This is a genomic window from Fibrobacter sp., assembly GCA_012523595.1.
GTDB lineage: Bacteria > Fibrobacterota > Chitinivibrionia > Chitinivibrionales > Chitinispirillaceae > JAAYIG01.
This window is the reverse complement of the sequence record JAAYIG010000197.1, coordinates 43,141-61,909: the sequence shown is the minus strand read 5'-3', so window position 1 is coordinate 61,909 and position 18,769 is coordinate 43,141. Positions and strand designations below refer to the sequence as shown.

16 protein-coding genes and 2 tRNA genes are annotated in these 18,769 nt (G+C 46.8%); 12 read left to right on the top strand and 6 right to left on the bottom strand.

Features of this window, described 5'->3' with window-relative positions:
- The first annotated feature begins 42 nt into the window (after positions 1-42).
- The 6 genes from fliF to GX089_13260 all read left to right on the top strand — a co-directional run bounded on the left by fliF (position 43) and on the right by GX089_13260 (position 10,042).
- Complete coding sequence (gene fliF / locus GX089_13285) at positions 43-1,587, top strand: flagellar M-ring protein FliF (protein ID NLP03463.1); 1,545 nt, start codon at positions 43-45, stop codon at positions 1,585-1,587.
- A gap of 106 nt (positions 1,588-1,693) precedes the next feature.
- Entirely contained in the window at positions 1,694-2,791 is a 1,098-nt protein-coding gene (gene fliG, locus GX089_13280; protein ID NLP03462.1) for a flagellar motor switch protein FliG, read from the top strand.
- 16 nt (positions 2,792-2,807) lie between these two features.
- Positions 2,808-3,662 carry a hypothetical protein gene (locus GX089_13275; protein ID NLP03461.1) on the top strand — a complete coding sequence of 285 codons (855 nt, stop codon included), beginning with the start codon at positions 2,808-2,810 and terminating at the stop codon, positions 3,660-3,662.
- 53 nt (positions 3,663-3,715) lie between these two features.
- On the top strand, positions 3,716-5,044 hold the full coding sequence (gene fliI / locus GX089_13270) for a flagellar protein export ATPase FliI (protein ID NLP03460.1): 1,329 nt from the start codon (positions 3,716-3,718) through the stop codon (positions 5,042-5,044).
- The gene (gene fliJ / locus GX089_13265) at positions 5,044-5,502 is read left to right on the top strand and encodes a flagellar export protein FliJ (GenBank protein NLP03459.1); all 459 of its coding nucleotides are present in this window, start codon (positions 5,044-5,046) and stop codon (positions 5,500-5,502) included. The genes fliI and fliJ overlap by 1 nt, the downstream gene beginning before the upstream one ends.
- The gene (locus GX089_13260) at positions 5,450-10,042 is read left to right on the top strand and encodes a hypothetical protein (GenBank protein NLP03458.1); all 4,593 of its coding nucleotides are present in this window, start codon (positions 5,450-5,452) and stop codon (positions 10,040-10,042) included. Before fliJ ends, GX089_13260 begins: the two co-directional genes overlap by 53 nt.
- Before the next feature lie 8 nt (positions 10,043-10,050).
- On the opposite strand, the gene GX089_13255 is transcribed toward GX089_13260, so the two are convergent.
- From GX089_13255 to GX089_13245, 3 genes are all read right to left on the bottom strand, one after another.
- On the bottom strand, positions 10,051-10,989 hold the full coding sequence (locus GX089_13255; protein ID NLP03457.1) for an HD domain-containing protein: 939 nt from the start codon (positions 10,987-10,989) through the stop codon (positions 10,051-10,053).
- 367 nt (positions 10,990-11,356) lie between these two features.
- Positions 11,357-11,442, bottom strand: a tRNA-Leu gene (locus GX089_13250).
- Positions 11,443-11,549: 107 nt separating this feature from the next.
- Positions 11,550-11,843 (bottom strand): flagellar biosynthesis anti-sigma factor FlgM, encoded by a 294-nt coding sequence (locus GX089_13245; GenBank protein NLP03456.1) that lies wholly within the window; start codon positions 11,841-11,843, stop codon positions 11,550-11,552.
- Positions 11,844-12,081: 238 nt separating this feature from the next.
- Here GX089_13245 and GX089_13240 point away from each other — a divergent pair, with 238 nt between their 5' ends.
- Positions 12,082-12,594, top strand: a complete 513-nt coding sequence (locus tag GX089_13240; GenBank protein ID NLP03455.1) for a ferritin-like domain-containing protein — start codon at positions 12,082-12,084, stop codon at positions 12,592-12,594.
- Here the strand turns inward: GX089_13240 and GX089_13235 are convergent.
- Complete coding sequence (locus GX089_13235) at positions 12,586-12,927, bottom strand: hypothetical protein (protein NLP03454.1); 342 nt, start codon at positions 12,925-12,927, stop codon at positions 12,586-12,588. The genes GX089_13240 and GX089_13235 overlap by 9 nt on opposite strands.
- A 136-nt stretch (positions 12,928-13,063) precedes the next feature.
- On the opposite strand from GX089_13235, the gene GX089_13230 reads away from it, so the two are divergent.
- The 5 genes from GX089_13230 to GX089_13210 all read left to right on the top strand — a co-directional run bounded on the left by GX089_13230 (position 13,064) and on the right by GX089_13210 (position 16,887).
- Entirely contained in the window at positions 13,064-13,474 is a 411-nt protein-coding gene (locus tag GX089_13230; protein ID NLP03453.1) for a DUF2267 domain-containing protein, read from the top strand.
- 48 nt (positions 13,475-13,522) lie between these two features.
- Positions 13,523-14,182 carry a BON domain-containing protein gene (locus GX089_13225; GenBank protein ID NLP03452.1) on the top strand — a complete coding sequence of 220 codons (660 nt, stop codon included), beginning with the start codon at positions 13,523-13,525 and terminating at the stop codon, positions 14,180-14,182.
- A gap of 15 nt (positions 14,183-14,197) precedes the next feature.
- A complete protein-coding gene (locus GX089_13220; protein ID NLP03451.1) occupies positions 14,198-15,649 on the top strand; it encodes an RtcB family protein in 1,452 nt (483 codons plus the stop codon).
- A gap of 3 nt (positions 15,650-15,652) precedes the next feature.
- Complete coding sequence (locus GX089_13215; GenBank protein NLP03450.1) at positions 15,653-16,084, top strand: archease; 432 nt, start codon at positions 15,653-15,655, stop codon at positions 16,082-16,084.
- 137 nt (positions 16,085-16,221) lie between these two features.
- On the top strand, positions 16,222-16,887 hold the full coding sequence (locus GX089_13210; protein ID NLP03449.1) for a hypothetical protein: 666 nt from the start codon (positions 16,222-16,224) through the stop codon (positions 16,885-16,887).
- Between the two features lie 9 nt (positions 16,888-16,896).
- On the opposite strand, the gene GX089_13205 is transcribed toward GX089_13210, so the two are convergent.
- The gene (locus tag GX089_13205) at positions 16,897-18,336 is read right to left on the bottom strand and encodes an AraC family transcriptional regulator (protein NLP03448.1); all 1,440 of its coding nucleotides are present in this window, start codon (positions 18,334-18,336) and stop codon (positions 16,897-16,899) included.
- 125 nt (positions 18,337-18,461) lie between these two features.
- A tRNA-Val gene (locus GX089_13200) sits at positions 18,462-18,535 on the bottom strand.
- Positions 18,536-18,769 lie beyond the last annotated feature (234 nt).

The following is an 18,769-nucleotide window of genomic DNA, read 5'->3' as shown; positions in this document are numbered from 1 at the left end:
GCGGAGGGGAAGCCGCCTTGATAAAGAGCACAAGGGGAGAACATGCCTGAGTTTTTCAAACAGCTCATAATGCAGTTGTCTGCGATCTGGCGCAGGTTATCTTTACAGCAAAAAATAGTAACCACATCTCTGATAGCTTTTATGGTGCTTGGCATGGCCGGGCTCCTTGTGTGGTCATCGAGTGGCTCAAGACACGAGTCTGGGTTCAAGGTACTGTACTCTGATCTTGATCTGGAAGAGGCGGCATCGATTACCGAACAGCTTCAGAAGGGTAACTACAAGTACAAGCTTGAAAACAACGGCCGCACCATTACCGTAGATGTCAAACAGTTGTACGAAATAAGAATGGCGCTTGCCAGGGAGGGACTGCCCAGGAAACGGGGCCTTGGATATGAGCTTTTTGACAAAGCTAATTTCGGCATGACCGATTATGTTCAGAAGCTTAATGCCAGAAGAGCGCTGGAGGGGGAGATACAGAGGACGATAGAGGGTCTTGACGAAGTAAAGAGTGCCCGGGTGCACATCGTAATTCCAGAACCCACAATTTTCCTTGATCAGCAGAAGGACGCCAAGGCATCTGTAGTTGTCAAGTGTGCGCACGGCAGGGAGCTTGGCAAGGGTCAGATCAGGGGAATAACCCATCTTATCTCATCGAGTGTTGATGGTCTTAAACCTGAGAATATATCTGTAATTGACTACGGGGGGAAGCTTCTTTCCAATCCGTTCGGAGAGGACACAGAGGCTCTGGCCGGCTCCAGAAATATGGAGCTTCAGCAGAATGTGGAGCGTTATATTGAGGGCAAGGCTAATCAGATACTGACCAATGTCCTTGGTCCGTCGAAAGCTTATGTAAAGGTTGCCTGTGATCTTGATTTTGACAGGGTTGAACAGACGCTTGAGAAGTACGATCCGGAGAGCCGTGTTATCCGCTCAGAAGAGCGAATTGAGGAGTCTAAGAAAAATGCTCCTGATGGTGACAACCAGAAGGAGCGGTCGCTTATCAATTACGAGATTGACAAAACCGTGCAGCGCCTGGTACAGGAAGTTGGAAATGTCAAGCGGCTTACAATTTCTGTTGCTGTTGACGGCAGGTATGATGTTGATAAGGAACAGAAGAGTGTTTTTAAGCCCCGCAGCGCAGAGGAGCTTCAGAACATAGAGGATCTGGTGAAAAATGCGGTTGGGTACGATCTGACCCGCGGGGATCAGATTACAGTTTCAAATGTGCAGTTTGACAATGAGTTCCTCAGAAAAGAGCAGCAGGAGATGCGTTCCAGGGAGAAATGGGAGCTTTATACTGCAATTGCCAAATACAGTTTGATATTCTTCATCGCTATTTTGTTCCTGATATTTCTCAGGTATCTGGCCCGGACCATTGCTGATGCAATGAACCCGCCTGTTCCGGCACTGGAGAAGTTTGGGGTAGAGGAACCTGTGACGCAGGAGCTTCCTGAAGACATGCGCCGCAGTTCTGAGATTCTGGAGCGGGTGGAAATGCTTACCCGCGAGGAACCTGTGAATATCGCCGCTATAATTCGTCAATGGCTTTCAGAGCCGGTGAATCCAAACAAGAAAAAGAAACGCTGAGCTTGAAAGACGCCACAAGGAGTTATATAATTTGCTCAGAAATGCGGTCACCTGTTTCAGGGTGACCGTGCAATCCTTTTAGAAACCGATTTCCGGGATAAGACTTATGCCTGCTGTAAAAAATGAAGGTGGTGGTGGGGCGGACAAGACCGGTTTTTACCGGGAAAAATACGATCCCAATTCTTCAAACTCTGTGGATATAGATTCCATCCCCGGACCTACCAAAGCCGCAATAGTAATGGTTGCTCTCGGTTCTTCGGCATCATCTCAGATTTTCAAGAATCTCGAGGAAGCCGAAGTCGAACGATTGTCAACTGAGATTGCACGTCTGGATAATATTTCACCTGAAGCCAGGGAACTTGTGCTTGAAGAGTTTCATAATATCGCTTTGGCACACCAGTATATTACCCAGGGGGGTATAGATTATGCGCGGGAGATTCTTGAGTCTGCGCTTGGTCCCCGCAAGGCAAAGGAGATTCTGGAGAAAGTTCAGCAGACAATCAGAACCACAGGATTCAACCTTCTGGAGAATATCGATCCCAAGCAGATTGTCAATTTCATTCAGAAAGAGCATCCTCAGACAATTGCTCTGCTCCTTGCGCACATGGAGCCCAAGAATGCCGCTCCTATAATCTCTGCGCTTCCCCAGGAGCTCCAGGTGGATGTAGCAACCCGAATTGCTACCATGGAGAGCATCTCTCCTGAGACTCTTGATCATGTGGAAGAGGTGCTTGTGAGTCAGATAAAATCGCTCTTCGGTGGAGATGTATCCGAGATCGGTGGTGTCAAGGCGGTTGCCGAGGTGCTCAATAATGTTGACAGGGGAGCAGAGAAGAATATCCTTGGTAATCTGGAGAGAGAAAATCCTGAACTGGCAACCGAGATCAAGAATCTCATGTTTGTGTTCGAGGATGTTCTTCTTCTGGACGACCGTTCGATGCAGAGAGTGCTCAAGGAGATCGATACCAAGGATTTGTCAATGGCTCTGAAAGGTGCATCGGAGGAGCTTCAGGAGAAATTCTTCCGCAATATGTCTTCCCGGGCAGCGGAGATGATCAAGGAGGATATGGAGTACATGGGACCCATCCGTCTGAAGGATGTGGAGGAGGTCCAGCAGAGAATTGTGGACATTGTGCGTCGTCTGGAGGAAGAGGGCGAGATTATTATCAGTGGTCGTGGTGGAGAGGAAGATATAGTTGTCTGATATGGGAAATTCTCACATGAACACAGGATCTCTTTCCCGGGAGGAGGTATCCTCTTTTATCGATAATATCCTCAAATCAAAGGATCCTGCCACTGTGGGGTTACGCAAAATACTGCGTAAAAATACGGAACAGGAGAGGAATTTTTCTGTTTATTCTCCTGCTGCGGAGGAGTTTGATACTCCGGAGCGAAAGTCAAGGGTGCTTAGTGAGGATGAGCAGAGGATTCTTGAGCTTGAGAAAAAGGTGATTGATCTGGAGGGGAGGCTCGAAAAGCAGAAGGAGTCAGCCCGTCAGGCGGTGCAGGCCGCTTTTGTAAAGGGGCGTACTGAGGGGCTTGAGGAGGGACTCGCCAGGGGACGTGAGGAGACAACTGAGGTTTACGAGAAGAAGATCGATCAACTGCAGCAGAAAATCGAGTCAATTATACGTCAGTTTGATGAATCGAGGAGGACTGTTTTTTCAGGTTCAGAGCACTTACTTCTCCGTCTCTGCTGTGAGATGGTGAGGAAGGTAATTTCCACTGAAGTGACTGTAAATCAGAATATCATTCTGTCGGTGCTTAAAAAGGCTCTGACATATATTGGTGATCGTGAGCGGCTTGTTGTGAGGGTTTCACCCGATGATTTCGAGACAGTTTCCGGCAGGAAGGATTTCTGGGTTCCTGTTGCGGAGAGCCTTAAAAACGTGAGTGTGGAGAGTGATGAGCGGGTGTCAAGAGGTGGATGCATCATAGAGTCCAATTCCGGTGTAGTCGATGCCCGTCTGGGAGTGCAGTTTGAGGAGATTTCCGGATTGGTTGAGAGTGTCTGGGAGAATATCAACTCTTCACTGAGGGATCCCCGGACTGTTGATTTGGCTGATAATTCCTGATAGTGCTTTTTCAGGTATAATTAATTATTCTCTCCGGTAAACGACGCACAGAAATGAATCTTCAGTTAAGAATCCAGCCTTATTTAAATGCCGTTACCAATGCGGAACCGATCAGGGTGCATGGAAAGATTGCAGAGGTGATCGGTCTTCTTATAGAGTCGACCGGTCCTGCTGCATCGGTGGGAGATCTGTGTCTTATCGAGAAGAACGGGGAAGAGGTGGGCCGGGCAGAGGTGGTTGGTTTTCGCCGGGACCGTACACTTCTGATGCCCCTGGGGCCTATCGAGGGAATTCATGCTGGATTGACAGTTGAGGGAACCAAGCGTCCTCTGATGGTGGGGGCGGGGCGTCAATTGCTGGGAAGGGTGCTCGATGGGCTTGGAAATCCTCTTGATGGAAAAGGAGCGATAAAGGCTGAGTGTTATCGTTCGATCTTCTCCTCTATTCCCAATCCACTTCAGCGAAAGAGAATCTCCCAGCCATTCCATACGGGTATCAGGGCCATAGATTCTCTTATTACGATCGGCAAAGGCCAGCGGATGGGGATCTTTGCAGGAAGCGGTGTGGGAAAAAGCGTGCTTCTTGGGATGATGGCCAGAAACTGCAGGGCAGATGTAAATGTTATCGCCCTGATAGGTGAGCGGGGAAGAGAGGTGCGGGAGTTTCTGGAGAGGGATCTTGGTGAGGAAGGGCTTGCCCGTTCGGTAGTGGTCACGGCTACATCGGATCAGCCTGCGCTGATCAGGATAAAGGGCGCCATGATTGCGGCCTCAATAGCGGAGTATTTCCGGGATCTTGGTAAAGATGTTCTTTTACTGGTAGATTCTGTGACCCGGCTTGCGATGGCACAGCGGGAGATTGGGCTTGCTATTGGAGAGCCACCTGCAACAAAGGGCTATACTCCATCTGTTTTCTCCATGCTTCCTCAGTTCCTGGAGCGTGCGGGGACATCTGAAAAGGGCTCCATTACCGGTCTTTTTACAGTGCTGGTGGAAGGAGACGACATGGATGAGCCCATAGCCGATGCTGCGCGAAGTATTCTTGATGGTCACATTGTTCTTTCGCGTAAACTGGCTCACAAAAATCATTTCCCTGCAATCGATGTTCTGGAGAGCATTTCCAGGTGCATGCCGGATGTGATAAGCGGAGCACAGTCCAAAATAAGTACTATGGTAAAGGACTACATGGCTGCTTACAGGGAAAATGAGGATCTGATTCAGATTGGAGCTTATGCTGCCGGAAGCAGTGAAAGAGTTGATAAGGCCATTAAATTGAACGGTCCTCTCAATGAATTTTTACGCCAGGATCGAAATGAGAAGTCTGAATTTGAGGAGAGCAACAGGAATCTTATTGAACTGGTCAGAGCTGTGGGGATAAGCTGATGAAAAAATTCAGGTTCCGTCTTGACACTCTTCTTGATATCCGTAAACGTAAGGAGGATGAGATAAAGCTGCGCCTCGCTGAGAAAAACCGTCAGTATATTGAGGCTCAGAGGAAAGTGAACAGTATCCATGACCAGTTGAAGGAACTTCAGAATTCCGAGAGGGAAAGGCGTGTATCAAATGAGAGTATAATGATGCTGCGTCATTCTGTCTCCTATCGTTTCAAGCTGAAAGAAGACTTGCTTCAGGCTGGAAAAAAGGTGGATGAAATAAGGGGGGAGATGGCCAGAGTCCGCAAGACGCTGGTTACAGCAACCAGGGACCGCCGGGCCATAGAGCTGGTGAAGGAACGCAGGCTTGCGGAATGGAAAAAGGAATATCGTACCGAGGAACAGAGTTTTGTAGATGATGTATCGCAGCAGGGGTTTATCAGAAAAGTGCAATCGCAGAAAGGCTGAGCCTGCTTTATCGGCAATTGCGGCTGCTGTTCTGCTGATAGCATTTTCCGCCTACTGCGGAAATTATGTGCGTTCTGATTTTATTGTCAGTAATGATGGAGTCAATGATTCCAATATAACCATCACGGACAGTGGAATCGGCCTGGCTGTTAAATACAGGGAGACAATAAAGCTCTTCGGTGATTCTGTCCCAGCCGGGGCAAAAGTATTAAACTACACAGATATAACTGCCGGGGCTTCTGATACCTTCTACTTTTTCTATATAGACTCACTTGACAGATATGTTTTCTGTACAGAAGTAAAGCTTAACACCACAAGCGCCACGGCTCTTGCTCCCAGGAAATTCTGTGAAATAAAAGCACCGCTGGACTGCTATCTGCACGCAGACAAGGGGGAGAGTGGTACACTGATATCTTTTGTAAATAGAGAAAATATCACCAAACGTTCACTGATGCTTCATAACGGGGTTTGCAGTCTTGCTGTTGATTCGGTGATTAACAGCGGATGGCTTTTTCCATCCCAATGTCACATGGAGGAAGATACTTTCCTGGTTGTGAACAGTGTCGATGCCAATAAGGTAATGCTCAGAAAAATCTATTCTTCCGGGAACACGCTTAAGGTAGCGGGTAGTGTCGAGGTGACCTCGGAAACCGGAAGTGATGGGATGTATCTTCTTAACAGCTCTGTTTCCTATGATGGGTATGGCAATGTTCTGGTAATATGGACAAGGGGAAAGCCGAGCAGTGACAAGTATCTTAATTACCGCTTTTTCAGCAGGAATCTCGATGGTGGCCCTTCGGGTGCTTTTGCGGAAAAAGCAGGTGACAGCCGTTTTTCATTTTACGATGATGCAGGGGTGGCACCCTATGGAGAGGGGAAGTTTGCGGTTGTGTTCTGGAACAGCAGCGGGATTCTGATGCATCAGCTTGAGATTGACAATGGAGTTGTCAATTTAATTCCCGATCAGATAAGCAACACAGCGGGAGCCCGGTATTGTGCCGCATCATCCAATTCGAATTTTTTATTAATAGCTGTAAAGGGGGATCTCAATAACGACGGTGTGGCCTCAATTGAGGGGTTCAGGTATCCTGTTTCCGAGGGGGTGCTGGGAGCAGCAGAGACATTTGTGTATTCCAATTCGGAGGTGCCGGTTGACACAGTGGATCGTTATAAAGCCGCAGTTAACTGTGTCATAAACAGTTGGGGAGATTTCGGAGTGACCTGGAGCAGCAGTCCCCATGCTCAAGGTTATCTGAAGGGAACAACTTTTGGGTACAGGGGGGTGCGCTTCCAGAGGGGATTCTGGACATCCCCGGTTGATTCCCTTCCAGTTTCCACAGGTGATTCGATTCGATTCTACCCTGGAATCGTGGATGTTTCCACATTGACAGATTGGAGGATGCTTGATTCTATAAGAATCGGTCGTACTGTGACGGAGTGCAGGAGTAATTCCTGGATTTCCATGCACGACAGTTCTGCGATGGCATTTCTTCCTGGCGACGCCAGGTTTTTTCAATACAGAATGGAGATAGTTCGTAACCCCGGGTTCAGTGTTGATTCACTTTCCACTCCTTCGATAAAGTCGGTAACAATTCCCTGGAACGGACAGCCCATAATTGAGGGTATCGATTCTTTGAGAACAGGGAAGAAAAGATATCCGACGATTTCTTTCGGTGATACAGTATACATGCACTCCAGGAGTGATTCGGCATTGTTGTATGTAAATCTATTTGACTACAACAATGAAGATACACTTACCCTGAGTACTGCATTCCCTGCTGTCAAACAGAGTCTGTCTGTTGTGTCGCAGTCCGGTTTTGATACAGTATTAACACTGCTTCCACTGGAAAGATCAGATACGGCCGTTATCTGTACGCTTAATGCAGTCGACAACCAGGGATGGAAAGCAGTATCAAAAACTCTGACTCTTTTCGGCCGTAATTCAGTTCCGAGTATAAATGCGTCGATGGTATTTACATCTCCTCTGGGCAAGCGGGATACGATAGAATTGGGGAAACCAAGCAGGTATGATCTTCAAGAGGATGATTCTCTGGAGTTTTTCTATTCTGTAAGTGATACAAATGATCAGGTGCTCGTCAGGGGATTTATTGAACTTGGAAGCAGAGAAAAATCCTTCAGGGTAGATTCTGTCGGGATGGGGGAGCAGGGCAGATATGTTATCCGCGGTGATACGCTTTCCATAGTAGATTCATTTACTGTTTCGGTTGTTGCCAGAGACCCGGACACCAGCATTTTATGCGTAACAAGAATCAGAATTAACCATTCTCCCCGTATTATTGGCTTGAAGGTGGGGGGGAGGAGTGTCAGTGATGGAGAAGTGCTGAGGGCAGTACCGGGAAATGGCATAACGATTCAGACTACGGTTTCTGATACGGACTGCACATTCTGGGATACTCTTACTTATCGTTTTGTCAACAGAGATTCCACTTACAGTTCACGGTTAACCGGAAACAGCTTTTCGCATCAGTACAGGCCTGAGAGAGGCGATTCACTTTTAACGGTTATTTGTTCCGATATATTCGGAAGATCCGATACGCTAAGGTTTTCAGTCAGATATCCCTGGTTTTCAATTGATACTACCCACTATCTCTCAGCCATAGACTCTCTCTCCAATGCAGCATCGCTGATAGTGGGATCCGGGGAGAAAGACACCATTGATCTGCCTCTTCTTAACAGCGGTACAGATACAATGCATGTCACTGGAATCGTTTTTAAGGGTAACAGTTCCAGGTGGCTTTCGGTAGTTATTCCACAGGACAGTCAGGATGTCGTATTTACTTCAGAAAACTCATCGGGTTTCAAGCCGCTTCTTCTTCCGCCATACCAGCCTCTGACCTGCAGTTTTATTTTCTCCGTAGAGAGACTGCTCGGTGACGGGATACTATCCGACACCGTGATACTTTTTACCAGTGATCCCCGCCATCCCTCCGATACAATTCCAGTATTTCTGGAGTACAACGATCTTCCCCGTGTGATCTCTGTAAACCCTGATTTTATTGCCAATGTTCCTTATAAACCACTGGGTAAGCGTCTTTTGTACAGATTTCCCCCGCATGCGACAATACAGATTTCCTTTTCGGAGCCGATGGATACAGCGTTGACAAGGAGTGGAGTTCACCTTTGCAGTGTTCTTGACAGAGAGTTTACAGGAAAAGATGATCCGATCGGATACAATTACACATGGAGCCAGAACAATACCAGGCTCAACCTTACTCCATCATACCAAAAAGCCAGCCCGCGGTTCGGTTTTTTCCCTCCTGAGGGGCTTTTTATCCCTACAGATTCCCTTGAGGTTGTCATGACTGTTGATCTGACCGATGTGGCTCGCACCTCTCAGGGGCCTAATCGCCTGGATATCAACAATGATTTCCGAAGAGACAGCACCGGTCAGCAGAAGAGGGGAATGAGAGTTGACAGCATCGGTTTCAGCCTTCTGGGAATAATTCCCCGGCCAGACAGTGTGCTTGGGCTGAAACCCTCGATTACACTGGTTTTTTCATCACCTGTGTACGCTTCTTCAATTGATACTTCCCATAAAAACAATCGTTTCCTGAGAGTGCACTCCAGGTATAGCGGTAGTGCACCTCTTTCCTTTGACAGCATTGGCATTAGTTCAAACCGGGTGACTTTCCGGATAGCGGAGAGACTTTTTTATAATGACAGCATGTGGTGTACATACAGAGGGGTAAGTGCAAGGGATCTGATGGGGTTTCCGGCTGACAATGACGGTGACGGTATTCCATCAACGCTTTTTGATTCAAGTTCCACACTTGAGGATGTGAAATGGAGTTACAAGGTAAAGGGTATAGAGATTGTTGATGTCACACCGGAAGATGGGACAGTTGTTAAGGACAGTTTTCCACGCGTGACACTTCGTTTTTCTGAGCGAATTCTTCCAGGAACCATCGACTCCGATACCTTACCGTCAAACAGAAGCTTTATCTTCTCGACCTTATACAGCAGTGAAAGGTCGGGTTTCAGTTCGATAGAGTTTTCGCGGGACAGTTTTTCTGTGACCATTCAGCCAAAAGTCAGCTATTTCAGTGGGGACGTGATTAATTGTACATTCAGCGGTTTTGCATCCGATTATCGTTACGGCAGATCGGTAAATCTGCCTGCTGATACTGTGTCTGTATTTTCGAAAAGGGACTGGCAGTATTATTCGACAAATATGGGTTTTTACACTTATCCTAACCCTTACAAACCCGGTAAAGACCCCCGTCACTGCAGAAACAGCGGTCCATGCGGAATCTGGTTCAAGAACCTTCACAATCTCAGGCCATCTTCAACAGATCTGAGAATAAAGATATACAATATCAATGCTCATCCGGTTTTTGATTCTCACAAAGCAGGGGAGCGGATCCATCTGGAGCCTGGAAATTCACTTTTCAAGCCGCAGTGGTTCTGGGATACCCGCAATCAGGCTGGGGAACTTGTCAATTCAGGATTATATCTTTACTCCATATCGAATATGAAAGGCAAAGTGCTGATAAAAGGGAAGCTTATAATTGTTAGATAAGCGAGAAGCTACGCGTTTGCCATGGGAGCAGATTTTCGGTCCCGTTCACTCCAGATAAACTTATGCTGTGCGATTACCGGGTCCTCATTATCGATACTTCGCTTTATTTCCACTAACTCATCAAGGTTATTCAGGAAGGCATCCACGATTTGTGGGTCGAATTGTTTTCCCCGTTGCTTTTTGATGATTTCGCAGGCCACCTCAATAGGGTATGGCTCTTTATAAGGCCGTTTGGACGTGAGTGCGTCGAAAGTATCTGTGAGCGCCACGATTCTGGCGTTGAATGGAATGTTTTCTCCTGCGAGTTTATTCGGGTATCCGTTTCCATCCCAGTGTTCATGATGCGAGAGGGCGATCAGACGGGCACTCTGGAGCACTGCAGCTTTGGAGTTATCCAGAATAACAGCCCCTATTGTGGTGTGAGTTTTAATGATTGAAAACTCCTCATCTGTAAGCATACCGTTTTTTAGAATGATACTGTCTGGGATGCCGATTTTGCCGACATCGTGCATGGGGGAAGCCAGGCCAATGTTTTCAATCTCCTGGCTTGGGAAGCCAAGTTTTTCCGCCAGCAGCATGCAGTATCTGCCGATACGGGTGATGTGGTTTCCGGTGTCGTTATCTTTGTATTCTGATGCCAGTACCAGTCTGTAAATAGTGTCCCTGTAGGCATCCTGAAGATCGTGATGTGCTTGTTTGAGGTTGGCGATAGTGTTGCGCAACTCTGAGGAGTAGGTTTCCAGTTGATGGTTAGTGTCAATGATCTGTTTACGTTTAAGCTTTGACTGCTGATAGATTCCGCTTAGCTGGCGTGCGTATGTTTTTATTTGCACCTGCTGGATTTCGATTATGTTTTTAAGCTCCTGGTTTTTTTGCTGTTCTATCAGGAACAATTCACGAAGATCGGGGAGAGTGCCGACTGAGGAGTTGTCTTTTTTAGAGTCCATAATGCTTTCTTTACTTCACGTCCAGAAAGACTTCTGGCCAGAAAGAAGATTTTACCACAAACAGGGTGATTTTGCAAGAAACTTTTTGTGAAGAGAGGGGGTGTTATTATAATCCCGGGCCGGAATCGGAATGGCATGACTGTTACCGGTCAACAGGATTATAATTTAATTAAATCATAAAAAAATCTAAAAGTCAATCTAAAAACGCAAGTAGAGGAATATTTTTTTGCACGTCGAATAAAGAGATCTGATCCGATTATTTTGGAATATTTGGAAGTCAGACCTGTACACTCGTCATGATTTTTGGGAAATCTTATCTGTCTAGTCTGGGGTCAGGGCAGGGATTATCAATGGAGAAAACTAAAAATGCCCGGGGCCGGAATCGAACCGGCACGACCGTTACCGGTCAACGGATTTTAAGTCCGTAGCGTCTACCTATTCCGCCACCTGGGCATTAAAGAGAGTAAAAATGGGTTAAGTAATTTTAAAAGGCAAGAAAAAACCCTCAACAGATCACATGCGATCCGCCAAGGGTGTGGTGACCGTAGCTTAAGAGGGGATCATAAGATCCGCTGTTCGACCATGTGCTTAACAGCTTTGTACAGGTTGGTTTCCATTGGGTAACCATTGTACTTGATCTTCAACTTGATCTCTTCCACTTTTGCGATGCGCACATCAGGAATATCATCGATCAGATTGCGCATCTTCTGAAGGTTGAGAGAAGTATCAGAGAACTCAACCTGCTCCTTTTCAAGAACAGCCGTCGTGTTTTCCGGGGCTGCCTTTTTTCCGCTCTTGGCAGAGGGTTCATAAGGTTTGGCCCCGTAAGCCGAAACAACAGACTGGATATTCATGGCTTACCTGCCTTTCTTTCAGGGGCTTGCTTCCATCCCTGGAAGTCTGATCCCTCCCTGGACCTCTCCCCTTTGTTTTTGTCTCCCGTCATCCGTGGGAGATAAACTTGTGCTTTCATTCTATATATCGGTAATACAGGGGTACACTTTAGTTTTGTATCTGAAATATCCAAGATTTCTGCCCTTTGGTATGCTCATTGCTGTTTTCTGTTTAGCTTTGGGAGATGAGGGAGACATAATGAAGACCCTGAAAATCTGGGAGGAACTGATTAGTTTAAGCAGGTTGGAGGTGGATTTACTTTGTTGTTATGGTGAAGCGATTCCGGAGATCAGTGACCCTGGAATAAGAGCGGCTCTTGAGAATTTCCGTCTGGATCACAGTGAACATCTTGAGAGCTTTTTAGATGAGATAAGCCGCATATCTCGGGATATGAGTTTTTGTCTGAACCAGGAGCTTGATGGGACATTGCCTGGGGTAGTGAGGACGTTGGGAGGGAAGGAGTGCCTGGAGGTTTTGCTTGAGAATGAGCGTTATATCGGGAGGAGGTATGAATTTTTACTGGGATATAGCATGGAAGCCGAATTACGAGCTCAAATAGAGGAAAACTATGAAGATGAGCTGGATCATATAGAGTATTTGGAAGAGTTTGTCCCGGGTGGATCAGGGTTTCTAATGCCTGGGAAGTTATCGGTGTCAGCAGTTCCGGTATCGCCGATTCCGATAACTCACCGTGCTTCTCAGTCAGGTTGAAACGGCAGAGGCCGGAGGGCTCTCGGTATCTCTGTTTTTCAGGTCGTGGATTTTGGTTTTTATGGAAGAGCTGATCCGATCCAGATTTTTTTTTGCGGTCTCAAGAAGGGAGTCCAGCGAGCGTTCCAGTTGTGATGCAGATTTGTCTTCCATGCCGGTTTTAAGCTCGCTAACCGTGTCATCGATTTCCCTGAAGGCTTCGGAAATGGTTCCTTTTATCTCTTTTTTTGATTCCATATCTTTTGAGGCCATTTTTCTCATGATAATGCCCGCAACCGCAAGCACTGTAAGCGGGATTGCTGTGTAAGTGATGTTCCTTTTGACATCTGTCATATCTGGTTCCTTTCTTTGGGGTGTGCTTTATGGTTAGTATCGCAATAAGAATGCCAGTGCTTCACCTGAAACGGGTCCTGATTTTGCTCTCAACCTTATACGTGTATCAGAATCACAAATTTTCAGGGGCACTATAATGCACTACGATGAATTTCTTCAGGAGGTTAAGAAAAGAGCGGAGCTTGCGGATGAATCGGCTGCGGCGGCGATAGTGGATGCCTCTTTGTCAACTCTGGGAGAGCGGCTGAAGTCTGCAGACAGGGAGAGCCTGGGTGCTCAGCTTCCAAAGGAACTGAAAGCGGTTTTACATGAGAGACAGCCCGGTGACCTGTTTAATCTTGAGGAGTATTACAACAGGGTCGGTGCAAGGGCAGGGACAGGGTATAAGGATGCTGTCGGGTACTCCAGGGTGGTGATGAGTGTTCTTGGTATAGCTGTTACAGAGGGTCTCCTGTCGCAGATTCTCTCATCTCTTCCCGGGGAGTATGCTGAGCTCTTTGGCCAGAAGCCCCTGACCCCTCTTTCCCCGTCATCACTTCCGGAATGAGAACGTATTTTATTAATGGTGAACAAAGAAGTTTGAGAGGAGCAGAGGATGGCAGGTAATGAGGAGATACTGCGCAATGTCAAGGCGCAGCTTCGATCCGACACAAGAATAGACGAGTCGCGTGTCAATGTGGAGGTGGAGGATAGCCGTGTGATCCTTAGCGGGGTTGTGCAAAATCTTGCTGCGTTGAATTCTGCTGAAGATGCAGCAAGGAGTGTTGAGGGAGTCAGGAGAGTAGAAAACAGGCTTAAAATAGAGTACCCCGGGTTCAGCAGGAGAATAACTGATGAAAAGGTCGCAGAGTCTCTCCGCAGTGCTTTAGCTCTTGACCGAAACATTTATCAGGATTTTGTGCGGGTGTATGTAGAGGAGGGGATGGTGACACTGAGGGGATCGGTTGATTCTTTCTGGGGAAAGGAGAGGTGCGCAGAGATTGCTTCGGAGATCGATGGAGTTCTTCAGGTAATAAATGAGCTTACAGTTGTTCCCACCCACAATGTTTCTGATGATCAGATTGCCACTGAGATCAGTGATGTTCTTGACAGGATGAATATGCTGGATCTGGAGGCGGTTACTGTGAAGGTTGAACAGGGGGTGGTCACTTTAAGCGGAAAGGTTCCGCACTGGAACTCTTACTACTCAGCAGAGTATGCTGCAAAAAACACCCGGGGAGTTAAAAATGTTATCAACGAACTTATCCTGGCATGATTAGAGGAGTATGAGATGACCCGTCCTTCCCAGCTTCAGAAGATTACCGACACCATTTGGGAACTTCCGTCCGGTTTTAAACCAGGCATGAGAGTCCCGGCCCGTATCTACGCGACAGAGAAGCTGATCGATGAGATGGATGAGGGTGTCTTCAACCAGGTCGCAAATGTTGCCATGCTTCCCGGCATAGTCAAATACTCCCTTTGTATGCCCGATGGGCATTGGGGGTATGGTTTTCCCATAGGGGGGGTGGCTGCGATGGATGTTGATGAAGGGGTGATCTCTCCCGGGGGAATAGGGTTCGATATTAATTGCGGGATGAGACTTGTGCTGACAAATCTTACTTACAGTGAGGTTCAACCGAGGCTTGGGATGCTTGTAGACCGGCTGTTTAAAGATGTGCCTTCGGGAGTAGGAAGCAGGGGGAAGATAAAGGTAGACAAGCGGGAGTTCATGAGAGTTGCGGTAGAGGGGGCAAGATGGTGTGTTAAGAACGGATATGGGTGGCAGGAGGATCTGCAAAGGACAGAAGAAAACGGTTGCATAGAGGGTGCGGAACCATCCAGGGTAAGTGAGAGGGCAATTGAGCGCGGAATTCATCAGCTTGGGAGTCTGGGATCTGGAAATCACTATCTGGAGATTCAGGTTGTCAGGCCTCAGCACATTTTTAACCAGCATATAGCTTCACTGCTTGGGATTCGAACAGAGCAGGTGGTAGTGATGTTTCATTGCGGGAGCCGTGGATTCGGGCATCAGATGGCAACCGATTACATACGGGTATTTCTCAATGCCATGGGCAAATACAAAATCACTGCTCCTGACAGGGAACTAGCCTGTGCACCATTCAATTCATCTGAAGGACAGGCCTATTTTGAGGCGATGAAATGTGCTATAAATATGTCTTTTGCCAATCGACAGATCATCCTTCATCAAGTCCGCAAAGCCTTCTCTGAGATTTTCGGAAGGAGTGCTGAGGATTTAGGAATGCATCAGGTATATGATGTTGCTCATAACACCGCCAAGCTGGAGACTCATGTGGTTGACGGAGTAGCAAAGAGGCTTCTGGTTCATAGAAAGGGTTCTACCAGGGCGTTTGGTCCCGGGATGGAGGGGGTACCGGAGGTGTACAGGGAAACCGGGCAGCCGGTCATAATAGGTGGAAGCATGGAGACTGGTTCTTATCTTTTGACCGGGGTTTCTGAGGGAGCCCGGAGTTTTTACTCCACAACACATGGGAGTGGTCGTGTGATGAGTCGTAAGGCAGCAAAGAAGCTTTTCAGGGGCAAAGAGCTTCAGGAGAAGATGGCAGAGAAGGGGATCTATACCAGAACCAGTTCCTATTCCGCACTGGCTGAAGAGGCCGGAGGTGCGTATAAAAATATCGATGAGGTGGTTGAGGCTGCCAGTCTGGCGCAGATAAGCCGCCCGATTGTGCGTTTCTCACCGATAGGAAATGTGAAAGGCTGAACGATGCCCTATGAATATCTGGAAGATATAACTACTTCTGATGCTGCATTCAGGGCCTGGGGAAAGACGTTGGAGGAGCTTTTCACGGCTGCTTTTGATGCTACCACAAACCTGATGGTGGAGGATATTGATTCTGTTGGAGAAAAAGAGATTCGCTCTGTGAAAGTCGAGGACAATTCTGAAGAGATGCTGCTTTTCCAGGTTCTTCAGGAGCTAATCTATTTAAAGGATGCCTTCCGGCTGTTGATGCGGCTCAAGAATGTTTCAATTGAGAGGCGCGGAGAATCGATTGTTTTTGAAGGAATGGCTGTTGGAGAGGAGATAGATGACACCAGGCATAATCTGGCAGTGGATGTAAAAGCTGTTACTCTGCACCATTTTCAGGTAAAGGAGACCGGTTCGGGGTGGGAGGCTGTTGTTGTGCTTGATGTTTAATCTGATTTCTACGGTGTGATGGCAGGGTATTGTGATGGCAGGGTATTGTGATGGCAGGGTATGAGGAACCGTTTGTAAAACATCTTTGACAAACGGCAGATGTCGGGCAGAATAAATTTGCGATAGAGGGGTTTGATATGGCTTTTGAGAGAGAGATGGAACACGAGGTGCGCATTCCGATACTTTCTGATGATGTCAATCTCAGCGGGAGTCTCTACATACCGGAGACTGCCCAGGGTCTGGTTTTGTTTGTACATGGTTCTGGGAGCAGCAGGTTCAGTCCAAGAAACAGGTTTGTTGCTCAGTATCTTAATAATGGTGCTTACGCGACACTTCTCTTTGATCTGCTGACCCGATCTGAGGAGGCTGCTGATCTGATAAGTGCAAACCTTCGCTTTGACATAGATCTTCTTGCCAGGCGTTTAAGTGCTGCAAGTGACTGGGTTGCTTCACAACCCGATCTGAAGACTCTTCCCCTTGGTTATTTCGGAGCGAGTACTGGTGCTGCTGCAGCCATTTCAGCCTCTGTGGGTCGTACAGACGTAAAAGCGATTGTCTCCAGAGGAGGCAGGCCAGATATGGCAGGTATTGATCTGGGCAGGATCAGTGCGCCGATTCTTCTGATTGTGGGTGGTGATGATTATCAGGTTTTAGAGCTGAACCGAAGGGCACTTGAGGCTATCAGGGTTCCGGCTAAAAAACTGGAGATAGTTCCCGGAGCCACGCATCTGTTCGAGGAGCCGGGAGCATTGGATGAAGTCGCACGGCTGGCGGTTGACTGGTATATACAATACCTGCATTAAGGTTTGAAATCAGGCGACCTGTTGCTCTGAGCGGAATTTTCCGGGTGTTGTACGGTGGAATTTCAGGAAATATTTCTCCATTTCCTGGGCATTCTGAAAGCCGCACGCTTCTGCCACAGTAGCTTCATTGCAATGAGAGGAGCGCAGTCTTTCCTTTGCTATTTCGGTGCGGTTATACATCAGGTAGTTTTGGAATGACAATCCTGTAAATGATTTTATCAGTTTGTTAAGTTTTTTGGCAGAGATCTTAAGGTCTTTTGCAATGTCTTCTTTGGCTGCATTTTTCTGGGTAATTCGCTTCTCCATCGCTTCTTTTATCCTCTCAAATGCTTTTTCATCAACTTCAGATCTTCTAGTGGTCCCGCCTGTACTGGTTTTTTTAAGAGAAAAGATGAGCAATTGAACCAGGAGTGTTAACATGAATCCGGAACCGAAAGAGATACCCCCAATCAGCAACCGGTTTTTATAAAATGGCTTTGGATGGAATTTGACAGATCCCCAGACAAAGGGGCTGTAGGATGCTGCAGGGCCGTGGTTGATCCATGGACTCCTGACAATGTTGTTTCCTACAAGTGTTTTAACCACCAGATTACAGGCAATTTCTTCGGGTAGAGGAGTTGCGATTTTTTCCAGAGGAATTGAGAAATAGATCTTAAAACCCTTGAAATCCACTTTGGTCACCTGGTGTCTAAAATCACAGGGTTCAGTGCTGGTAGTGAGTTTAAAGCTTCCGCTGGAATCAAATTGAGGATTATAGATGATTCTGTAGGGCTTTCCGTAGAGAGGAACTGCATAGGAGAGGATATCTTTGTCTGGGTAAGGTTTTCTACTCATGGATGGGTCGAGCATTATTTCCATACCCATACCTGCGAGCTCTTCACGTGTCACATTGGCATAAAACAGGGGGTCTTTAACCTCAAGCAAAACTGTTATATCATTCTCATTCCAATATAGAGATGAGGTTACGGTGCCTGGAGAGCGGGCATATTTTAAAGAGATTGTATCTGATTTGATTTTTTTTGTGCCTTTATGATCGTAGTGGATAGTTTTCAAAGGCCTTTTAATTGGGTGATGAACAAAGAATACGCCTTCTCTTTTGGTTTCCACTTCTTTCCAGTTACCCATAGTGGCTATGGCAAGAAGAGAGACACCGGAGATGAGCTGGTTAGGGATTTTTGAAATATCCCACACCGTTTGGAAAGGAGCTTTTGAGACTGCGCCCAGGTCAATAATCACTGCTGAGTCTTTGGCATTCGTATATCGGGCTTGAAATTCGACTCTTCTTATTCTGGAATCAGATTCCACCAGTAGTGTACAGATGGGGGTATTTATAAGCAATCCTTGCTCAGGCAGGGTAAAGCTGATAGATTCCTGTGAGGAGGCTATTGAGAACAGGGAGATGAGTAACAGACAGGCTAAATTGTTTCTGAAAATTAAGCCGGAATTCATTAAAAGATTCCTCTTGGAAAGAATATTCGGATAAGCTTAAAATAATAAGCGATTTTGTTATTAGAAAGCATTTAGAGTAATATTGTTGAGCTTATAATTGAGGCGGGTTTTTTTTGAATGAGAAATGGGCGCAGCTGGACTCGAACCAGCGATCTCCGCGATGTGAACGCGGCGCTCTAACCAACTGAGCCATGCGCCCGGGGAACTGCATAAAATAGAACGGTTATACAAAAGAGTCAATCTTTTTTGGTACTAAACCGCAAAACGATTATTTCGTCTTTGATCAAGATTGGTGCAGTTATACAGTGCTTTATTGTATAATTGTCTTTTCGGTCTGGATATGCAGTGGTCGATCATACCTTTCCGGTTTATGATTTAAAGTGCAAATCTATGGTAATGCAGAGGATAAGAAGTTATTTTATGGTAAGATCTT